Source organism: Streptomyces sp. NPDC054786 (assembly GCF_053611685.1).
In genome coordinates this window covers 1-16,906 of the sequence record NZ_JBSHAW010000063.1, presented here as the reverse complement: position 1 = coordinate 16,906, position 16,906 = coordinate 1, and the positions used below count along the sequence as shown (strand labels likewise).

Annotated in this window: 17 protein-coding genes; 10 read left to right on the top strand and 7 right to left on the bottom strand. The window is 70.5% G+C overall.

Translation table 11 applies throughout. The features are described 5' to 3' along the window. The first annotated feature begins 109 nt into the window (after window positions 1-109). Window positions 110-2,683: an FHA domain-containing protein gene (locus ACWGI6_RS35275; protein ID WP_453271279.1), complete on the top strand. Its 2,574-nt coding sequence runs from the start codon at window positions 110-112 to the stop codon at window positions 2,681-2,683. Window positions 2,684-2,781: 98 nt separating this feature from the next. Here the strand turns inward: ACWGI6_RS35275 and ACWGI6_RS35270 are convergent, their stop codons facing one another. The 3 genes from ACWGI6_RS35270 to ACWGI6_RS35260 form a co-directional block, all read right to left on the bottom strand. Beyond that, entirely contained in the window at window positions 2,782-3,600 is an 819-nt protein-coding gene (locus ACWGI6_RS35270; protein WP_453271278.1) for a transglycosylase SLT domain-containing protein, read from the bottom strand. Between the two features lie 590 nt (window positions 3,601-4,190). Further along, window positions 4,191-5,324, bottom strand: coding sequence for an S-adenosylmethionine:tRNA ribosyltransferase-isomerase (locus ACWGI6_RS35265; protein ID WP_453271296.1), 1,134 nt, complete (start codon window positions 5,322-5,324; stop codon window positions 4,191-4,193). Further along, complete coding sequence (locus ACWGI6_RS35260; protein WP_453271277.1) at window positions 5,324-6,238, bottom strand: SDR family NAD(P)-dependent oxidoreductase; 915 nt, start codon at window positions 6,236-6,238, stop codon at window positions 5,324-5,326. Before ACWGI6_RS35260 ends, ACWGI6_RS35265 begins: the two co-directional genes overlap by 1 nt. Window positions 6,239-6,418: 180 nt before the next feature. Between ACWGI6_RS35260 and ACWGI6_RS35255 the strand changes: the two genes are divergently transcribed. The 4 genes from ACWGI6_RS35255 (at window position 6,419) to ACWGI6_RS35240 (ending at window position 9,137) form a co-directional block, all read left to right on the top strand. Next, the gene (locus ACWGI6_RS35255; RefSeq protein WP_453271276.1) at window positions 6,419-7,576 is read left to right on the top strand and encodes a GAF domain-containing sensor histidine kinase; all 1,158 of its coding nucleotides are present in this window, start codon (window positions 6,419-6,421) and stop codon (window positions 7,574-7,576) included. Window positions 7,577-7,595: 19 nt separating this feature from the next. Then, the gene (locus ACWGI6_RS35250) at window positions 7,596-8,291 is read left to right on the top strand and encodes a response regulator (RefSeq protein ID WP_453271295.1); all 696 of its coding nucleotides are present in this window, start codon (window positions 7,596-7,598) and stop codon (window positions 8,289-8,291) included. Between the two features lie 192 nt (window positions 8,292-8,483). Next, complete coding sequence (locus tag ACWGI6_RS35245) at window positions 8,484-8,726, top strand: chaplin (RefSeq protein ID WP_453271275.1); 243 nt, start codon at window positions 8,484-8,486, stop codon at window positions 8,724-8,726. 165 nt (window positions 8,727-8,891) lie between these two features. Then, entirely contained in the window at window positions 8,892-9,137 is a 246-nt protein-coding gene (locus tag ACWGI6_RS35240) for a chaplin (protein WP_393910411.1), read from the top strand. Between the two features lie 103 nt (window positions 9,138-9,240). Here the strand turns inward: ACWGI6_RS35240 and ACWGI6_RS35235 are convergent, their stop codons facing one another. After that, the gene (locus tag ACWGI6_RS35235) at window positions 9,241-10,056 is read right to left on the bottom strand and encodes a hypothetical protein (protein ID WP_393910410.1); all 816 of its coding nucleotides are present in this window, start codon (window positions 10,054-10,056) and stop codon (window positions 9,241-9,243) included. An 89-nt stretch (window positions 10,057-10,145) separates the two neighbouring features. Between ACWGI6_RS35235 and ACWGI6_RS35230 the strand changes: the two genes are divergently transcribed. The 4 genes from ACWGI6_RS35230 (at window position 10,146) to ACWGI6_RS35215 (ending at window position 13,389) form a co-directional block, all read left to right on the top strand. Further along, the gene (locus ACWGI6_RS35230) at window positions 10,146-10,958 is read left to right on the top strand and encodes an ABC transporter ATP-binding protein (RefSeq protein ID WP_393910409.1); all 813 of its coding nucleotides are present in this window, start codon (window positions 10,146-10,148) and stop codon (window positions 10,956-10,958) included. A gap of 143 nt (window positions 10,959-11,101) precedes the next feature. Further along, on the top strand, window positions 11,102-11,515 hold the full coding sequence (locus ACWGI6_RS35225) for an NfeD family protein (RefSeq protein ID WP_393910436.1): 414 nt from the start codon (window positions 11,102-11,104) through the stop codon (window positions 11,513-11,515). Window positions 11,516-11,616: 101 nt separating this feature from the next. After that, on the top strand, window positions 11,617-12,555 hold the full coding sequence (locus tag ACWGI6_RS35220; protein ID WP_393910408.1) for an SPFH domain-containing protein: 939 nt from the start codon (window positions 11,617-11,619) through the stop codon (window positions 12,553-12,555). A 66-nt stretch (window positions 12,556-12,621) separates the two neighbouring features. Then, complete coding sequence (locus ACWGI6_RS35215; protein WP_453271274.1) at window positions 12,622-13,389, top strand: sulfite exporter TauE/SafE family protein; 768 nt, start codon at window positions 12,622-12,624, stop codon at window positions 13,387-13,389. A 45-nt stretch (window positions 13,390-13,434) separates the two neighbouring features. On the opposite strand, the gene ACWGI6_RS35210 is transcribed toward ACWGI6_RS35215, so the two are convergent. From ACWGI6_RS35210 to ACWGI6_RS35200, 3 genes are all read right to left on the bottom strand, one after another. Then, window positions 13,435-13,938 carry an HNH endonuclease gene (locus tag ACWGI6_RS35210; protein WP_393910406.1) on the bottom strand — a complete coding sequence of 168 codons (504 nt, stop codon included), beginning with the start codon at window positions 13,936-13,938 and terminating at the stop codon, window positions 13,435-13,437. A gap of 421 nt (window positions 13,939-14,359) precedes the next feature. Beyond that, on the bottom strand, window positions 14,360-14,899 hold the full coding sequence (locus ACWGI6_RS35205) for a YbhB/YbcL family Raf kinase inhibitor-like protein (RefSeq protein ID WP_453271273.1): 540 nt from the start codon (window positions 14,897-14,899) through the stop codon (window positions 14,360-14,362). Between the two features lie 43 nt (window positions 14,900-14,942). Continuing rightward, on the bottom strand, window positions 14,943-15,725 hold the full coding sequence (locus ACWGI6_RS35200) for a sporulation protein (protein WP_453271272.1): 783 nt from the start codon (window positions 15,723-15,725) through the stop codon (window positions 14,943-14,945). Between the two features lie 171 nt (window positions 15,726-15,896). Here ACWGI6_RS35200 and ACWGI6_RS35195 point away from each other — a divergent pair, with 171 nt between their 5' ends. After that, window positions 15,897-16,547 carry a DNA-3-methyladenine glycosylase gene (locus ACWGI6_RS35195; RefSeq protein ID WP_453271271.1) on the top strand — a complete coding sequence of 217 codons (651 nt, stop codon included), beginning with the start codon at window positions 15,897-15,899 and terminating at the stop codon, window positions 16,545-16,547. Window positions 16,548-16,906 lie beyond the last annotated feature (359 nt).

Below are 16,906 nucleotides of genomic sequence, written 5' to 3'. Positions count from 1 at the left end.
CCCCGGTCCCGTCCCGGTTTCCGGTCGGAGGGCCGAGCCTGAAATAGTTCCTCACGATGTTCGCCATCCCTAGACTTCCCATACAGGGCGTCACTCGGGGGACTATGTAATGGGGCATGGAGTGCCTGAACTCGTACTCGAATTGAACGGAAGGACCTGGACGCTCGATCCGTCCCGGTCCTACAACGTGGGCCGTGATCCGCAGGGCGACATGGTGCTCGACGACGCCAGGGTCTCCTGGCGGCACGCCACCGTGCGCTGGGCCGGTCGCGGCTGGATCATCGAAGACCAGGGGAGTACCAACGGCACGTACGTCCAGGGCCAGCGGATCCACCAGGTGGAGATCGGCCCCGGCTCGACCGTGCATCTGGGCAACGCCACCGACGGCCCCCGGGTGACCCTGTCCGCCGGGGCGCCGGCCGCCGACGCCTTCAGCGCGCAGCCCGCCATGGCGCCGCAGCAGCAGGCCGCGCAGGGGTGGCAGGCGCCGCCCGCGCACCAGCCGCCCGCCCAGCAGGGCTGGCAGGCCCCGCCGCAAGCCCAGCAGCCGCCGTACGTCCCGCCACAGCAGGCCCAGCCTCCGCAGGCCCAGCAGCCTCCGCAGGCCGTGCCCCCGCAGCAGGCCCGGCAGCCCGAGCAGCGCCCCGCCCAGCAGGCGGACGGCACGCCGGTCCACGGCGACCGCAGCCCGACCACGTTCCACCGCCTCGACACCGGCCGGGTGATGCGCATCGGCCGTGCGCTGGAGAACGAGCTGGTCGTCTCCGACCTCCAGGTCTCCCGCCACCACGCCGAGTTCCGTGCCACCCCCGACGGCCGTTTCGAGATCCACGACCTCGGCAGTCACAACGGCACGTACATCAACGGCCAGCCGGTCCCCAAGTCCGGCAAGGCGCCGGTCGGCCCGAACGACATCATCGGTGTCGGTCACTCCACCTTCCGGCTGGTCGGCGACCGCCTGGAGGAGTTCGTCGACACCGGCGAGGTCTCCTTCTCGGCCCGCCATCTCACGGTCACCGTCGACGGCGGCAAGCAGATCCTCAAGGACGTCTCCTTCGGCGTCCCCGAGAAGTCGCTGGTCGCGGTCATCGGCCCCTCCGGCTCCGGTAAGTCGACGCTGCTCAAGGCGCTGACCGGCTACCGCCCCGCCAACCAGGGCGATGTCCTCTACGACAACCGGAACCTCTACAAGCAGTTCGCCGAACTGCGCCAGCGCATCGGCCTGGTCCCGCAGGACGACATCCTGCACAAGGAGCTGACCGTCCAGAAGGCGCTCAAGTACGCGGCCAAGCTCCGCTTCCCCGGTGACACCGCGGAGTCCGAGCGCGAGGCCCGGATCGACGAGGTGCTGCGCGAGCTCAAGCTCGACATCCACAAGGACAAGAAGGTCACCTCGCTCTCCGGCGGCCAGCGCAAGCGGGTGTCGGTGGCGCTGGAGCTGCTCACCAAGCCGTCGCTGATCTTCCTGGACGAGCCGACCTCCGGTCTCGACCCGGGCATGGACCGCGACGTCATGCAGCTGCTGCGCGGCCTCGCGGACGACGGCCGTACGGTCCTGGTCGTCACGCACTCGGTGGCCGAACTCGCGCTGTGCGACAAGCTGCTGGTGATGGCCCCGGGCGGCGGCGTGGCCTACTTCGGCCCGCCCGAGGAAGCGCTCAACTTCTTCCAGTACGACACCTGGGCGGACGTCTTCTCGGCGTTCGAGAACTACCGCGACTACGACTGGATGGGGCGCTGGCGCGGCTCCCCGCACTACCAGATGTACGCCGCGGACATCGACGCCGTCGCCCCGCAGTCGGTCAATGTCCAGGTGCCGCAGGCCCGGATACACAAGTCCCAGAGCTGGGGCTCACAGCTGTGGACGCTGATGCGCCGCTATGTCTCGGTGCTCGCCTCCGACCGGGGTTTCCTGGGCCTGATGGTGATTCTGCCCGCGGTGCTCGGTGTGGTCTCGATGCTGATCCCCAGCGATTACGGCCTCGGCTACGGCCCGATAGCCAAGGGCCGCACCAACCGCGACGCCAGCACGATCATGCTGATCCTCGCGGTCGGCATGTGCTTCTCGGGTGCCGCCAACTCGGTCCGTGAGCTCATCAAGGAGCGGGTCATCTACGAGCGCGAACGGGCCACCGGCCTGTCGCGGTCGGCGTATCTGATGTCCAAGGTGATCGTGCTCGGCGTGGTCACGGCCATTCAGGGCGTGATCATCGCGGTGATCGGTTTCTCCACCCGGAACATGCCCACCGAGGGCCTCGTCGTGGCGAAGGCCCCGGCGATCGAGATGGCGCTGGCGATCATCGCGCTCGGCTTCACCTCGATGATGTTCGGCCTGGTCATCTCCTCGTTGGTCAAGACGGCCGAGAAGACCATGCCGCTGCTGGTCATGTTCGCCATCGTCCAGGTCGTCTTCACCGGCGTGCTCTTCCAGCTCTTCGACACCGTGGGCGTCGCACAGTTCGCCTGGCTGATGCCGTCGCGCTGGGCCGTCGCCGCGATGGGCGCGACCGCCGATATGAACACGCTCCTGCCGTGGGAGCCGGGCAACCCGGACCCGCTGTGGAAGCACCAGACGGGCGTCTATGTGATGGACATGATCATTCTGATCGCCCTGGGTGTCTCGCTCGCCTTCGTCGTCGCACGACTGCTGCGCCGCCACGAGCCCGAGGTCATGCGGAAGTAGCGCACGCACCGCACCGCAGCGCACGCCCGAGGGGCGGCACCCGGGACCGGGTGCCGCCCCTCGGCGGTGTGCGACTGCGGACGGTCCGAACCGGCGGCTCAGTACGCCGAGTTGACGTTGTCCATCGAGCCGTACTTGTCGGCCGCGTAGTTGCAGGCGGCGGTGATGTTGGCGACCGGGTCGTAGACGTTCCAGGAGGTGCCTTCGACGTGGTACGCCTTGAAGGTCGGGGCGATCACCTGGAGCAGGCCCTTGGACGGGACGCCGTTGATGGCGTTGATGTCCCAGTTGTTGATGGCCATCGGGTTACCGCTGGACTCGCGCATGATGTTGCGGTGGATCCCGTTGTAAGAGCCGGGGATGCCCTTCTTGGCCATGATGTGCAGCGACTCGCGGATCCAGCCGTCCAGGTTGTCCGGGTAGGTCTTCGCCACCGGCTTGGCGACCGGCTTGGCGACCGGCTTCGCGACGGGCTTCGCGACGGGCTTCGCGGCGACCGGCTTCACGGCCGGCTTCGCGGCGGCGGGGACCGCGGCGCGCACCGCGGACCGGTCCGCGGCAGCCTTCACCGCGCGCGCCTTCTCGGCCTTGGCCTTCGCTACGGCGGCGGCCTTCGCCCTGGCGGCCTTCTCGACCGCGACCTTCTTGGCGGCGGCCTCGGCCTTGCCCTGGGCGGCGGAGTTGTCGGCCTGCTTGGCGATCGTCGCCTGCTGGGCCTGGGCGGCGGTACCGACCGCGCTGAAGGCGACCGGCTTCACGTTCTCGACAGCGGCGGCCTGGGTCTTGCCCTGATCGGCGTCGGCACCCGGAACGGCGGTGAAGACCAGAGCTGCGGCACCGGCTGCGGCGACACCGGCGACGGAGAGCTTGTGCGTCCGGGTCAGGCGGTGGAGACCAGAATTGGCGTGCTTAGGCATGGCGGGACGGACCTTCCGATGGGGGGACGCCGCACGGGCCCAGAGCGGTGGCGAACGCCGTAGTTCCGATCACGGCGCCGAGCGACGAGAGCCATTCTTAGCGGCAGGAAATTCCCCCGGCAAAGGTGCGACATACGATCCGGGTTAGTGGAACCAGGGTGCTGGATATTGCATCCCGAATAGGACTTTCCCAGCTCACGCAGTATTGGGGGGTCCACTAACCCGGCTCGTAAGTGACCTGCGTCCTATGCGCGGCGTCACACTGAGAAGAAGTTTGTCTCGCCGGACGTAATTGCAAATGCACAGTCCGTATGCGTCGGAACTCCACCAAGCGTCGATAGCGCGACTCGCGGGATCACCTCAGGCACTTCGCATTCCGGGACCCGAGGGTCCTACCGGAATCACCGCGCGCCTTCACGCCGGCGCCCGCTCCAGGCCCTCCTGGCGGCGGCTCCAGGTCTTCCCGGCGGAACCGCACCGGGCGGGCGTCCAGCGCCTCGCCGAGTGCGGCACCCACCGTGTCCCGGACGGGGTCCGGGACCGTGCTGCCGGACTGAGGTCCGGCTCCGGCCCCGGACCCGGTCCGGACCTCAGTCCGGCAGCACGAGATGCAGATCGCCGAATTCATGCCACAGATAGCGCCGCTGCACCGCCGCCGCGTAGGCGCGCCCCAGCACCTCCCCGTCCGCCACCGCCTCCAGCATCAGCAGATGGGAGGCGGTGGGCTCGTGCAGCCCGGTGAGCAGGCCGTCCACCGCCCGCACCCCGCGCTCCGGCGTCACCACGAGTTCCGTCCAGCCGGCCGCGGCCCGCACCCGCCCGTCCCTGCCGGTCGCCGACTCCAGGGCCCGTACGGCCGTGGTCCCCACCGCCACGATCCGCCCGGCCGGGGCGCCCCGCGACGGACGGTGCCGCCGTGCCGCCGCTCTGCGCCGGGCCCGCGCGGCGTTCACCAGCCATGCCGTGGCCGGCGGCACCATGAACCGCTCCGCATACGGCGGCTCGAACGCCTCCGCCGAGGCGACCCCCGTATGCAGCGAGACCGGCGCGAACTGCACGCCCCTGCTGACCAGCCGCGCCACGAGTGCGGCGGTGAAGGGCCGGGCGGCACTCGGCATCTCCGCGCTGCCGGCGCCGGGGGAGTCCACCGCGAACACCGTCTGGTACGCGGCCAGCGGCTGATCCCGGTCCGTGTAGCCGTAGCGGATCGGCCGCCCGTGGCGCCGCATCAGCTCGGGCACCTCCGCGCCCGCCACCCGCGCCCACCACAGCCGCGCGCTCCCGGGATCCAGCGGGGCCTCCAGCAGCAGCCGCGCCCCGCCGGGCAGCCGGACCACCGTGCCGGCCGGGCCGCCCGCCCGGGGCCGGGTGCTGCCCCGGCCGTCCGGACTCCGCAGCTCCACGGCCCAGCAGCCGTCCGCCGGCCGTCCCGCCGGATGCCACCGGTCCGCCCGCGTCGAGAAGTGCACCACCACCGGCTCGCCGCGCCCCCGGCCGTCCCCGACCCGGCCGTCCACCGCCGCCGGCAGCGTCCGCGAGGTGTTCACCACCAGCACATCCCCGGCCGTCAGCAGATCCGGCAGCTCGCCGAAGACGTGATGGCCGACCTCGGCCGCGCCCCGGCTCACCATCAGCCGTACGGCATCCCGGCCCAGGCCCGGCCCCCGCTGCTCGGCCGGAACACCGGCCGACAGCTCCTCCGGGACCTGCAGCGCCTCCGCGATCACCGCGGGCCCGCCCCGTCGGCGGCGGCCGCCCCGGCCGCCGCGTGGTACCGCCCGCTGAGGGCCTTGCCGTCCAGCAGGCGCAGCAGCCCGGGGACCACCGTCGCGGGCAGCGGCCGGCCGGCGGCGTCCTCGTCCGGTACGGCGGCCGCGTACAGACCGGTCCGCATGTCGCCCGGGTCCACCCACCACACCCGCAGCCCCGGCTCCTCCACCGCGAGCACCGCCGACTGCTGGTCCAGCGCCGCCTTCGCCGCCCCGTAGCCGCCCCAGGTCGGGTACGCCTCGACGGCCGCGTCCGAGCTGATGTTGAGCACTGCCCCACCCGCCGTGACGTTTGTCCTATTCGCCCCGATGGCTACAGAATCTATCCCTTCATAAGGGGGCGAATCGGACGATCCGGCATTTCGGGCATTATCGATGTAAGGGCGTGAATCGTACGCCTTGCCATTTCCGGCATCCCCTATAAAAGGAGCGTTCCCTATATAAGGGGTTTCTTCCTCATACGAGGGCAGGTAGGAGGAAGTACGCAAGAGCGGCAAAGCCTCCTGGATAAGTCCGAGAGGTGCCACCACATTCACCTCCAGCGCCGCCCGCAGCCCGTCCAGCGGATGGTCCGCCAGCCGCACCAGCGGCTCGGCCCCCAACGCGCTCGCGTTGTTCACCAGCAGATCGAGCCCGCCCAGCCCACCGGCCGCGGCCACCAGCGCCGCCCGGTGCCCGCCGTCCGTCACATCCCCGGGCAGCGCGACCACCCGCACCCCCGTCCCGCGCAGCTCCCGCGCCGCGTCCGCCAGCGGCCCGGCCGACCTGGCGTCCACGACCAGATCCCAGCCCCGTACGGCCAGCGCTGCGGCAAGCGCCCGGCCCAGCCCCTTCGATGCCCCCGTGATGATCGCCACCGGCATGATCACGTCCCCTTCCCGGTCCGGGCCGGGATCCCGGCCTCGCCCTCACCGTAGGAACGCCGCCGCCCCGCGGACGTCGGGCGCCGGACCGGCCATGGCCAGGGCATTCGGCCTAGGCCGGTGGGCGTAGGCGGCGGCCGTCATCGGACCGATACGGCCTGGTCGCCCCGCCGGTACGGTGATGCCATGACCAACGGACCGGGAGCCGGGATCCCCGCGGTGAGCACCGCGATCCTGGCGATGAGCAGGCATCTGGAGGTGCGCGACGTCCTCAAGACGATCGTGGCCTCGGCCCGCGAGCTGCTGGACGCCGAGTACGCCGCCCTGGGTGTGCCCGACGACCACGGCGGCTTCGCCCAGTTCGTGGTGGACGGCGTCAGCGCCGAGCAGTGGAAGGCCATCGGCCCGCTGCCCCGCCAGCACGGCATCCTCGCCGCGATGCTGCACCACGCCACCCCCGAGCGGCTCGCCGACGTCCGTGCGGACCCGCGCTTCGGCGGCTGGCCGGCGGCGCACCCGGACATGTCCGACTTCCTCGGCCTGCCGGTCGCCGACGGCGACGAGATCCTCGGCGCCCTCTTCCTGGCCAACAAGCGCTGCCCCGAGCCCCCTCCGTCCCACGGGGGCGGCTGCCGCTTCACCGAGGAGGACGAGCGGCTGCTCGGGATACTCGCCCAGCACGCCGCCATCGCGCTGACCAACGCCCGCCTCTACGAGCGCAGCCGCGAGCTGACCATTGCCGGGGAGCGCGCCCGGATCGCCCACGAGCTGCACGACGCGGTCGCCCAGAAGCTCTTCTCGCTCCGCCTCACCGCCCAGGCCGCCACCGCCCTGGTCGACCGTGACCCGGAGCGCGCCAAGGACGAGCTGCACCAGGTCGCCGCGCTGGCCGCGGAGGCCGCCGACGAACTGCGGGCCGCCGTCGTCGAACTGCGGCCCGCCGCCCTGGACGAGGACGGCCTGGCCGCCACCCTGCGCTCCCAGGCCCAGGTCCTGGACCGGGCCCACTCCGCGCGCGTCACCTTCGCGGCCCACTGCGTCCGGGCGCTGCCCGCCGCCCAGGAGGAGGCGATGCTCCGGGTCGCCCAGGAGGCGCTGCACAACGCCCTGCGGCACTCCGGCGCCGGCCATGTCGAGGTGACCCTCACCCGCAACGGCCAGGGCGCGCTGCTGCGGGTCGCCGACGACGGCTGTGGTTTCGACCCCGGCACGGTCCGCCGGGCCGGCCGCCACCTGGGCCTGGTCTCCATGCGTGACCGCGCCAGCGGCGTCGGCGGGCAGCTCACCGTGGAATCGGAGCCCGGTAAGGGCACCACTGTCGAGATGGAGGTGCCCGGTGGCTGACAAGGACAGGGACGGTGCGATGGGGATCCCCCGGGACGAAGCAGGGGCGGGCTCCGGGCTGCGGACGTCCGGCGGCGGACTGGCGATCCGCGTGTTGCTCGTCGACGACCACCAGGTCGTGCGCCGTGGGCTGCGGACATTCCTTGAGGTCCAGGACGACATCGAGGTGGTGGGTGAGGCCTCCGACGGCGCCGAGGGCATCGCCGCCGCCGAGGAGCTGCGCCCGGACGTCGTCCTGATGGACGTCAAGATGCCCGGCATGGACGGCATCGAGGCGCTCCGCAGGCTGCGCGAACTGGACAACCCCGCGCGGGTGCTGGTGGTCACCAGTTTCACCGAACAGCGCACCGTCGTCCCGGCGCTGCGCGCGGGCGCGGCCGGCTATGTCTACAAGGACATCGACCCGGAGGCGCTGGCCGGCGCCATCCGCTCCGTCCACGCGGGCCATGTCCTGCTGCAGCCCGAGGTGGCCGGCGCACTGCTCACCCAGGAAGAGAACAACAGCGGCCAGGGGCGCGGGACTTCCCTCACCGACCGCGAGCGCGAGGTGCTCGGCCTGATCGCGGACGGCCGCTCCAACCGCGAGATCGCCCGTGCGCTGGTGCTGTCCGAGAAGACCGTCAAGACCCATGTCTCCAACATCCTCATGAAGCTCGACCTCGCCGACCGGACACAGGCCGCGCTGTGGGCCGTACGGCACGGCATCGGGGCCTGATCGCCCGTACGGGAGCGCCGGTGTACCACGGTGCCCCGTACGGCGATGACGCAACCGGAACGTCGTCTTCAGATCCGAGATTCATACTGTCGTGTAGCTGTAGCCCATTCGGCGTATCCCTTCCCGGTCCCTGCCGTTGTCCAGTGCAGTCGTGGCGGCTGGCCACGGCAACGGCAACGAGGAGCTACAGAAGTGAAGAACATCAAGCGCGCAGCGGTCCTCACCATGGTGGCGAGCGGTCTCGCCCTTGCGGGCGCCGGTGTCGCCTCCGCCCACTCCCCGCAGGCGCAGGGCGGCGCGGTGCACTCTCCGGGCATCGTCTCCGGCAATGTCATCCAGGCCCCGGTGCACGTCCCCGTGAACGCCTGCGGCCTCACCGTCACCGCCATCGGCGCGCTCAACCCCACCTTCGGCAACCCCTGCGTCAACTTCTGAGCGCAGGCCGCCCGCAGGACCCCGTCTGACCCGCGCGACGCCATGGTCCGCGCGGGTCGGCCCCGACCGGCCCCGTCACCCCTTCGACGCGCGGCCGGTCCCCCTCCCTCCGCCATCGTCTTTCCGGTTTCCGGCTCTGTGCCACCACGTGAGGAACACGCCCCCATGAACACCGCCAAGAAGGCCGCCCTCGTCCTCGCCGCCACCGGGATCGCCCTCGGTGCGGCTACTGGATCCGCCTTCGCGACCAGTGGCGCGCAGGCCGACGGCACGGCCACGCTTTCCCCCGGCATCGGCTCGGGCAACCTCGCCCAGGTCCCCGTGCACGTGCCCGTGAACGCCACCGGCAACACCGCCACCGTCATCGGTGCGCTCAACCCCGCCTTCGGCAACTTCACCGCGAACAACTGAGGTTGTCCGAGCCGGGCTGAACAGCTTGCCTGCCCAGAGCTGTCCGGCCCCGTTCGGCGAGGGCCCCGTCGACCACACAATGGTCCGGCGGGGCCTGCTCCGTTCACCCCCGGTGCCGCTCCCTCTCCTCCACCGCGGAGTTGTACGCCGCCACCTGCGCCCGCCGGGCCGTACGCTCCACCGGCCGCAGCGCCTCGGCGCGGGCCGCGATCTCGGACGAACTCACCGCCGCACCGTGCTCCCTGCCGTCCCCGCCGGCCTGTTGCGCGATATCGATGAGCGCACCGACGCGCTGCGCCAGCTCCAATACCCGCACCGCACGCGGCGGGTACCCGGGAGCCAGCACCTGCCGGCCGGCCTCGGCCCGCGCCCGGTACGCCTCCAGCGCCGCCTGCGCCACCGGGCCGGCCCCGGCCACATCCAGCTTCGAGAGCAGCTCGGTCGCGTCCCGCAGCGCCTCCGCCAGCTCCCGCTCGGCCTCGCCCAGCGACGGCACGTCGGCCGGCGGCGCGTCCCGTACCGGCAGACAGCGCCAGACCACCTCCACATGCACATCGGGCCCGGCACCACCCTCCGGCCCGGCCTCGTACCTTTCCGGAATCAGCCCCAGTCCGGCCCCCGAGGCGAGCACCGCCTCCTCGGCCTCCAGCGCCCGCGCGTTGAATTCCGGCGGTCCGCACAGCCCCAGCGGATGTCCGGGCACCGGCAGGGCCACCCGCAGGCCGGTCGCCCCCAGCGTCCGCAGCCGCCCCAGCGCGAGCGTCAGCCCGACCTGCGCCTCCTCCCCGGGCAGGCCCTCCACGCGGTGCACCGCATCGTCGTCCGCGATCCGATGCGCGGCTTCATCAGGTGAGACAAGTCCGGCCAAAAGGGCATTTCCCCATGCCGCAAGCCGTCCTGAACGTGGTTCATCGAGCATGCTCCCCAGCCTAGGGAAGAGCACTGACATTGAGTGGCGTAGGTTTGCAGGGGGCTGCGCCTACAGGTGTACGCGACGACCGAGAAGCAATGGGAGACAACGCGCTCATGAGCGATGTGCTGGAGCTGGTGGACGTATCCGTGGTCCGCGAGGGACGGGCTCTGGTGGACCAGGTCTCCTGGTCGGTGAAGGAGGGTGAGCGCTGGGTGATCCTCGGCCCCAACGGCGCCGGCAAGACCACCCTGCTGAACGTCGCCTCCAGCTACCTCTTCCCGACCTCCGGCAGCGCGTCGATCCTCGGCGAGCAGCTCGGCAAGGTCGACGTCTTCGATCTGCGCCCGCGCATCGGCATCGCCGGCATCGCGCTGGCCGACAAGCTGCCGCGCAGCCAGACCGTCCTGCAGACCGTGCTCACCGCCGCGTACGGCATGACGGCCAGCTGGCAGGAGAACTACGAGGACATCGACGAGCAGCGGGCCCGCGCCTTCCTCGACCGCCTCGGCATGACCGCCTACCTCGACCGGAAGTTCGGCACCCTCTCCGAGGGCGAGCGCAAGCGCACCCTGATCGCCCGCGCCATGATGACCGACCCCGAGCTGCTCCTGCTGGACGAGCCGGCCGCCGGTCTCGACCTCGGCGGCCGCGAGGACCTGGTGCGCCGCCTCGGCCGCCTCGCCCGCGACCCGTACGCCCCCTCGATGATCATGGTCACCCACCATGTCGAGGAGATCGCCCCGGGCTTCACCCACGTCCTGATGATCCGTCAGGGCAAGGTACTGGCCGCCGGCCCCCTCGAACTCGAGCTGAACTCCAGCAACCTCTCCCACTGCTTCGGTCTCCCGCTGATCGTCGAGCGCAACGGAAACGACCGCTGGACCGCGCAGGGCCTGCCCCTGACCTGACGGTCCGACCGCCACCCCTCAAGGAGCCTCCGGGGCTCCGTCCGGGAGATCCCCGTCGCGGCAGCGCGTGCTTCCCCTCGCTGACCGATCGCGCCCTGTCCCGGGCCGCCGCACGGATCTACCATGAAGCCGTGGATCCATGGGTGTGGTGGCTGATCGCCGCCGTAGGGCTGGGTATTCCTCTCGTCGTGACCGCGATGCCCGAATTCGGGATGCTCGCGGTCGGTGCCGTCGCCGGTGCCGTCACTGCAGGCCTCGGTGGCGGCACCGTCCTGCAATTCCTCGTGTTCGCCGCCGTATCGGTGGCGCTGATCGCCGTCGTACGCCCCCTCGCCAACCGCCACCGCGGCCAGAGCCCCCAACTGGCGTCCGGCATCGACGCGCTCAAGGGCAAGACCGCCACGGTCCTGGAGCGGGTCGACGGCGGAGTCGGCGGCCGTATCAAGCTCGCCGGCGAGGTCTGGTCCGCCCGCTCCCTCGACGGCAGTCAGGTCTACGAGCCCGGCCAGCAGGTCGACGTCGTCGAGATCGAAGGCGCCACCGCCGTCGTCATCTGACCCGAACACGCTGCGCGACGAGCCACGACTCTGAAAGACTGATCAACGGCAAGCCGGTCACCGACCGGCACGGACCAGCAACGAAGGGCACGGGAGCCGCTGTGGAACCGATCATCATCGTCCTGATCATCCTGGTGGTGCTCGTGTTCATCGCACTCATCAAAACGATCCAGGTCATCCCGCAGGCGAGCGCCGCCATCGTCGAACGCTTCGGCCGCTACACCCGCACCCTCAACGCGGGCCTGAACATCGTCGTCCCGTTCATCGACTCCATCCGCAACCGCATCGACCTCCGCGAACAGGTCGTGCCGTTCCCGCCGCAGCCGGTGATCACCCAGGACAACCTGGTCGTGAACATCGACACCGTCATCTACTACCAGGTGACCGACGCCCGTGCCGCGACCTACGAGGTCGCCAGCTACATCCAGGCCATCGAGCAGCTCACCGTCACCACCCTGCGGAACATCATCGGCGGCATGGACCTCGAACGGACCCTGACCTCCCGCGAGGAGATCAACGCGGCGCTGCGCGGCGTCCTCGACGAGGCCACCGGCAAGTGGGGCATCCGCGTCAATCGCGTCGAGCTCAAGGCCATCGAGCCGCCGACCTCCATCCAGGACTCGATGGAGAAGCAGATGCGCGCCGACCGTGACAAGCGCGCCGCCATCCTCCAGGCCGAAGGTGTCCGGCAGTCCCAGATCCTCACCGCCGAGGGTGAGAAGCAGTCCTCGATCCTGCGCGCCGAAGGCGAGGCCAAGGCCGCGGCCCTGCGCGCCGAGGGCGAAGCCCAGGCGATCCGGGTGGTCTTCGAGTCGATCCACGCCGGGGACCCGGACCAGAAGCTGCTCTCCTACCAGTACCTCCAGATGCTCCCGAAGATCGCCGAGGGCGACGCCAACAAGCTCTGGATCGTGCCCAGCGAGATCGGCGACGCCCTCAAGGGCCTCGGCGGCGCCCTCGGCAACTTCGCCCCGCCGACCGGCGGCGGCTCCATCCCCAAGCCCAGCTCGCCGAACCGCGAAGCGCCCCCCATCGACTGACACGGCCGGCCCCCTGGTGCATGATCGGGCGGAACCGTACCGATCATGTACCAGGGGGGAATCCGCGTGACCATCTGGGAAGCCGTCGCTGTCCTCGCCGCCGGAATCGGCGCCGGGACGATCAACACCGTCGTCGGGTCCGGCACCCTGATCACTTTCCCGGTGCTGCTCGCCTTCGGCCTGCCACCCGTCACGGCCAACGTCTCCAACACCCTTGGCCTGGTGCCCGGTTCCATCAGTGGCGCCATCGGCTACCGCCGCGAACTCGTCGGCCAGCGCCGCCGGATCCTCCGCTTCGGCCTCACCGCCCTCGTCGGCGGTCTGGCCGGCGCGATGCTGCTTCTCGCTCTGCCCTCCAAGGCCTTCGACACGATCGTCCCCGCTCTGATCGCGGTCGCGCTCGTACTCGTCATCGCCCAGCCCAAGCTGGCCGCCGCGCTCCGCGCCCGCCGCGAGCGCACCGGCACCACCGCCCACCGCGACGGCGGCATCGCCCTGCTGGTCGGGCTGCTCCTCGCCAGCGCCTACGGCGGCTACTTCGGCGCCGCCCAAGGGGTGCTCTACCTCTCCTTGATGGGCCTGCTGCTCCACGACGACCTGCAGCGCCTCAACGCCCTCAAGAACGTCCTCGCCGCGATCGTCAACGGCGTCGCCGCGGTCTTCTTCCTCTTCGTCGCGCACTTCGACTGGGCCGCCGTCGGCCTGATCGCGCTCGGCTCCACCGTCGGCGGCCAGCTCGGCGCGAAGGTGGGCCGCCGCCTGCCGCCCACCGCCCTGCGCGCCGTCATCGTCGTCGTCGGCCTGCTGGCCATCACCCAACTCCTCCTCAAATAAGGCGAGTCGGGTGACGGCCCGGACGGCAGGCGGGCCGGGCCCGCGCTACGCAGGCAGCGCCAGCCACTCCGGCAGCCCGTCCCGCACCGACACTCCCAGCGTCGACAGCAGCGCATCCGCCGGCGTCGGCTCGAACGGCCGCCGCAGCAGATCCATCCCCGCCTGCTCGGGCGTACGGTCCGCCTTGCGGTGGTTGTCCTCCGCACACGAGGCGACGGTATTCAGCCAGGTGTCCTCACCGCCGTGCGACCGCGGCACGACATGGTCCACGGTCGTCGCCCGGCGCCCGCAGTACGCACACCGGTGCTGGTCACGCACCAGCACACCCCGACGCGACCATGGCGCCCGTCTTCGGAACGGCACCCGTACGTACCTGCTGAGCCTGATCACCTGCGGCACCGGTATGTCCACCGAAGCGGCACGGATCCGCAGACCCGGGTGAGCGTGCTCGACGACCGCCTTGTCCTGCATGACCAGCACCACCGCACGTCGCAGCGACACCGTTGACAGCGGCTCGAAGCTCGCATTCAGCACCAGCGTCTCGCGCATCCCGTCCACCTCCCGGACCCGCTTCGCCCCCGCGGCGAAGCTGCTCCACTGTGCAGCGGCAGGTATTCCCCGAACAACGCAATTTCCGCATGCCACAAGGGAAATGGAGGACGATCGGCAGATGAAAAGGGAGTGATCGGCGGCGCCTCACGGGCCGCGAAAAGAGTGCGCTCCGGGTCCCACCCCCGTGAAATACGCGAGACCCGGAGCGACGGCAGCCGGCGAGGACACCCGACACAAGTCCGGGCTCCGCATGGGGGCACCTTCCATGCCTTTACGACATGGGGGAGGCGGGCGACACACCTGCGCCCCGCCGCTCCCGCCACTGCGGTACCTGCTGCCCGACGCCCTTCTTACGGGGCGGCGGCACGGGAACCACTCTGCGTGCGAGAAGCGCCGGGGCGCAACGGAATTACGGCGCTCAGCCCGCCGCGGGCACCTCGTACTCGGCGATCAGCTGGGCCCGCCCGAGCGTGTGGAACCGCAGGTTGAAGCCCACCACCGCGGGCGAGGCCTCGGCATCCGGACCGAGCTTCTCCTGGTCCACCGCGTACACCGTGAACACATAGCGGTGCGGACCGTCCCCGGGCGGCGGCGCCGCGCCCCCGAAGTCCCGGGTGCCGTAGTCGTTACGGACATGCACGGCGCCCTCGGGCAGCCCCTTCATGTCCCCGGACCCGGCACCGGCAGGCAGCTCCGTCACCGATGCCGGAATGTCGAACAGCGACCAGTGCCAAAAACCACTGCCCGTCGGCGCGTCCGGGTCGTAGCAGGTGACGGCGTAGCTCCTCGTCCCCGCGGGTGCCCCCTCCCACCGCAACTGCGGTGAACGGTTCCCCTCGGCGAAGACCTGCTCCGGCCGCAGCGTCCCGCCCGGCTCCACCTCGTCGCTCAGCACCGTGAACTCTGGCACCGGCGGATGGAAATCGTGCGGGAGCGGCCGCCGCTTCAGCTCGGACACTGCAACACCTCCTGGTCGCTTGCTGACACCTTGTCCGGCCAGGTTAGAGCCAGTTCCGCTTACCGCCGACCTCCGCCAGCCACTGGTTGAGGTAACCCGCCCAGTCGGTCCCCTCGAAGTCGTTCAGCCCGACCGTGAACGACCGGTAGGTGTCCGACCCCTCGCTGAACAGCCCCGGCTTCTTGTCCATCTCCAGGACGACGTCCATCTCCCGGTCGTCCGCCACGAACGACAGCTCGACCTGGTTGAGCCCGCGGTACTGCTGCGGCGCATGGAACTCGATCTCCTGGTAGAACGGCAGCCGCTGCCGCGTCCCCCGGATGCGCCCCTGCTCCAGGTCGGCGGCCTTGAACCGGAACCCGAGCCGCCCGAACGCATCCAGGATCGCCTGCTGCGCCGGCAGCGGGTGCACGTTCACCGGGTCGAGGTCACCGGAGTCCACCGCACGGGCGATCGCCAGCTCCGTCGTCACCCCGACGTTCATCCCGTGCAGATGCGTCCCCAGGAATGTGGTGATCGGCGTCTCCCACGGAATCTCCAGCCCGAACGGCACGGTGTGCGCCGCACCCGGCTGCACCGCGAAGGCACCGCCCACCTGCACCTTGGTGAACTCGATGTTCCGCTTGTACTCCTCGTCGCCGCTCTCGACCTCGACGCGCGCCTGCAGTCCGACGGACAAACCCTGGATGTCCTGGGCCACGGACCCGCCCTGGATCCGCACCTCGCCCTGTACGACCCCACCGGGGACGACGTTCTCCTCGAAGAGCACCGTCTCCACGGACGCACCTCCGGCGCCCAGGCTCGCCAGCAGCTTCTTGAATCCCATGCTCGTCCTCCCCAGGCGGAACCGCCTGTGCTGTGTATTGCACGCCGAGCTCTCGGCTTGATTCCTACGAACGCGAAACCGTACGACCCGGTTCCACGGGCCACACCTTCCCAACCCCGAGGTCCCCATGGCCAGCCGCCCTCCCAAACGGCTGCACTACTCTCGGTCCGCATGACCGACGTACCGGAACGTATGCCGCTCACCCACGACTTCTTCGACCGTCCCGTTGTGGACGTGGCCCCCGACCTGCTGGGCCGCATCCTCCGCCGCAACACCCCCGACGGTCCGATCGAACTCCGGCTCACCGAGGTCGAGGCGTACGACGGCGAGACCGACCCCGGCTCGCACGCCTACCGGGGCCGCACCGCACGCAACGCCACCATGTTCGGCCCGCCCGGCCATGCGTACGTGTACTTCATCTACGGGATGTGGTTCAGCCTCAACACGGTCTGCGGCCCCGAGGACAAGGCGAGCGGTGTCCTCCTGCGCGCCGGCGAGATCCTCACCGGCGCGCAACTGGCAGCCGGCCGCCGCCCCAAGGCCCGCAGCGCCAAAGAACTGGCCCAGGGCCCGGCCCGCCTGGCCACCGCCCTCGACATCGACCGCACCCTCGACGGCACCGACCTGTGCACCGGCGGCACCGCCCCGCTCTCCGTACTGCACGGCAGCCCGCCCGCTCCCGAACTGGTCCGCAACGGCCCGCGCACCGGCGTCGGCGGCGCCGGTGCCGACCACCCCTGGCGCTACTGGATCGCAGACGACCCCACCGTCAGCCGCTACCGGCCCCACGTCCCCCGACGCCGCACCACCACCGCTACTTGACTCTGTATCGCGAACCGCCTAACGTAGCCCGAGCCGCTGGAGACGGGCAGCGCTATTTGCGCAGACCGCCAGGCGGCACAACCAACTACTCCGATCGGTTCCCTAACGGGTCCAATTTCGCGTTGCCGAAATTCGGTCCAGCCGCCTCGATTATGAGTCGCCAGGGAAAACCGCTAAAGTAGTAACCACGCCGAAAGGGCAGCAGTGAATAACTGCTCCGAGGCGAACCTCCGACGGAAATCGGAACCGGAATCGAAACGAAACCGGGTCTGGTAGAGTCGGAAACGCGAAGAAGCCGAAAGGCGGAAACGCACCGGCGAAAATCGGGCCCGCAAGGATCTGATAGAGTCGGAAACGCA

Coding starts and splice junctions, on each gene's coding strand:
- ACWGI6_RS35275 (WP_453271279.1), top strand. CDS start 110: ATGGGGCATGGAGTGCCTGAACTCGTACTCGAATTGAACGGAAGGACC.
- ACWGI6_RS35270 (WP_453271278.1), bottom strand. CDS start 3,600: ATGCCTAAGCACGCCAATTCTGGTCTCCACCGCCTGACCCGGACGCAC.
- ACWGI6_RS35255 (WP_453271276.1), top strand. CDS start 6,419: ATGACCAACGGACCGGGAGCCGGGATCCCCGCGGTGAGCACCGCGATC.
- ACWGI6_RS35250 (WP_453271295.1), top strand. CDS start 7,596: ATGGGGATCCCCCGGGACGAAGCAGGGGCGGGCTCCGGGCTGCGGACG.
- ACWGI6_RS35240 (WP_393910411.1), top strand. CDS start 8,892: ATGAACACCGCCAAGAAGGCCGCCCTCGTCCTCGCCGCCACCGGGATC.
- ACWGI6_RS35235 (WP_393910410.1), bottom strand. CDS start 10,056: ATGCTCGATGAACCACGTTCAGGACGGCTTGCGGCATGGGGAAATGCC.
- ACWGI6_RS35230 (WP_393910409.1), top strand. CDS start 10,146: ATGGGAGACAACGCGCTCATGAGCGATGTGCTGGAGCTGGTGGACGTA.
- ACWGI6_RS35210 (WP_393910406.1), bottom strand. CDS start 13,938: ATGCGCGAGACGCTGGTGCTGAATGCGAGCTTCGAGCCGCTGTCAACG.
- ACWGI6_RS35200 (WP_453271272.1), bottom strand. CDS start 15,725: ATGGGATTCAAGAAGCTGCTGGCGAGCCTGGGCGCCGGAGGTGCGTCC.
- ACWGI6_RS35195 (WP_453271271.1), top strand. CDS start 15,897: ATGACCGACGTACCGGAACGTATGCCGCTCACCCACGACTTCTTCGAC.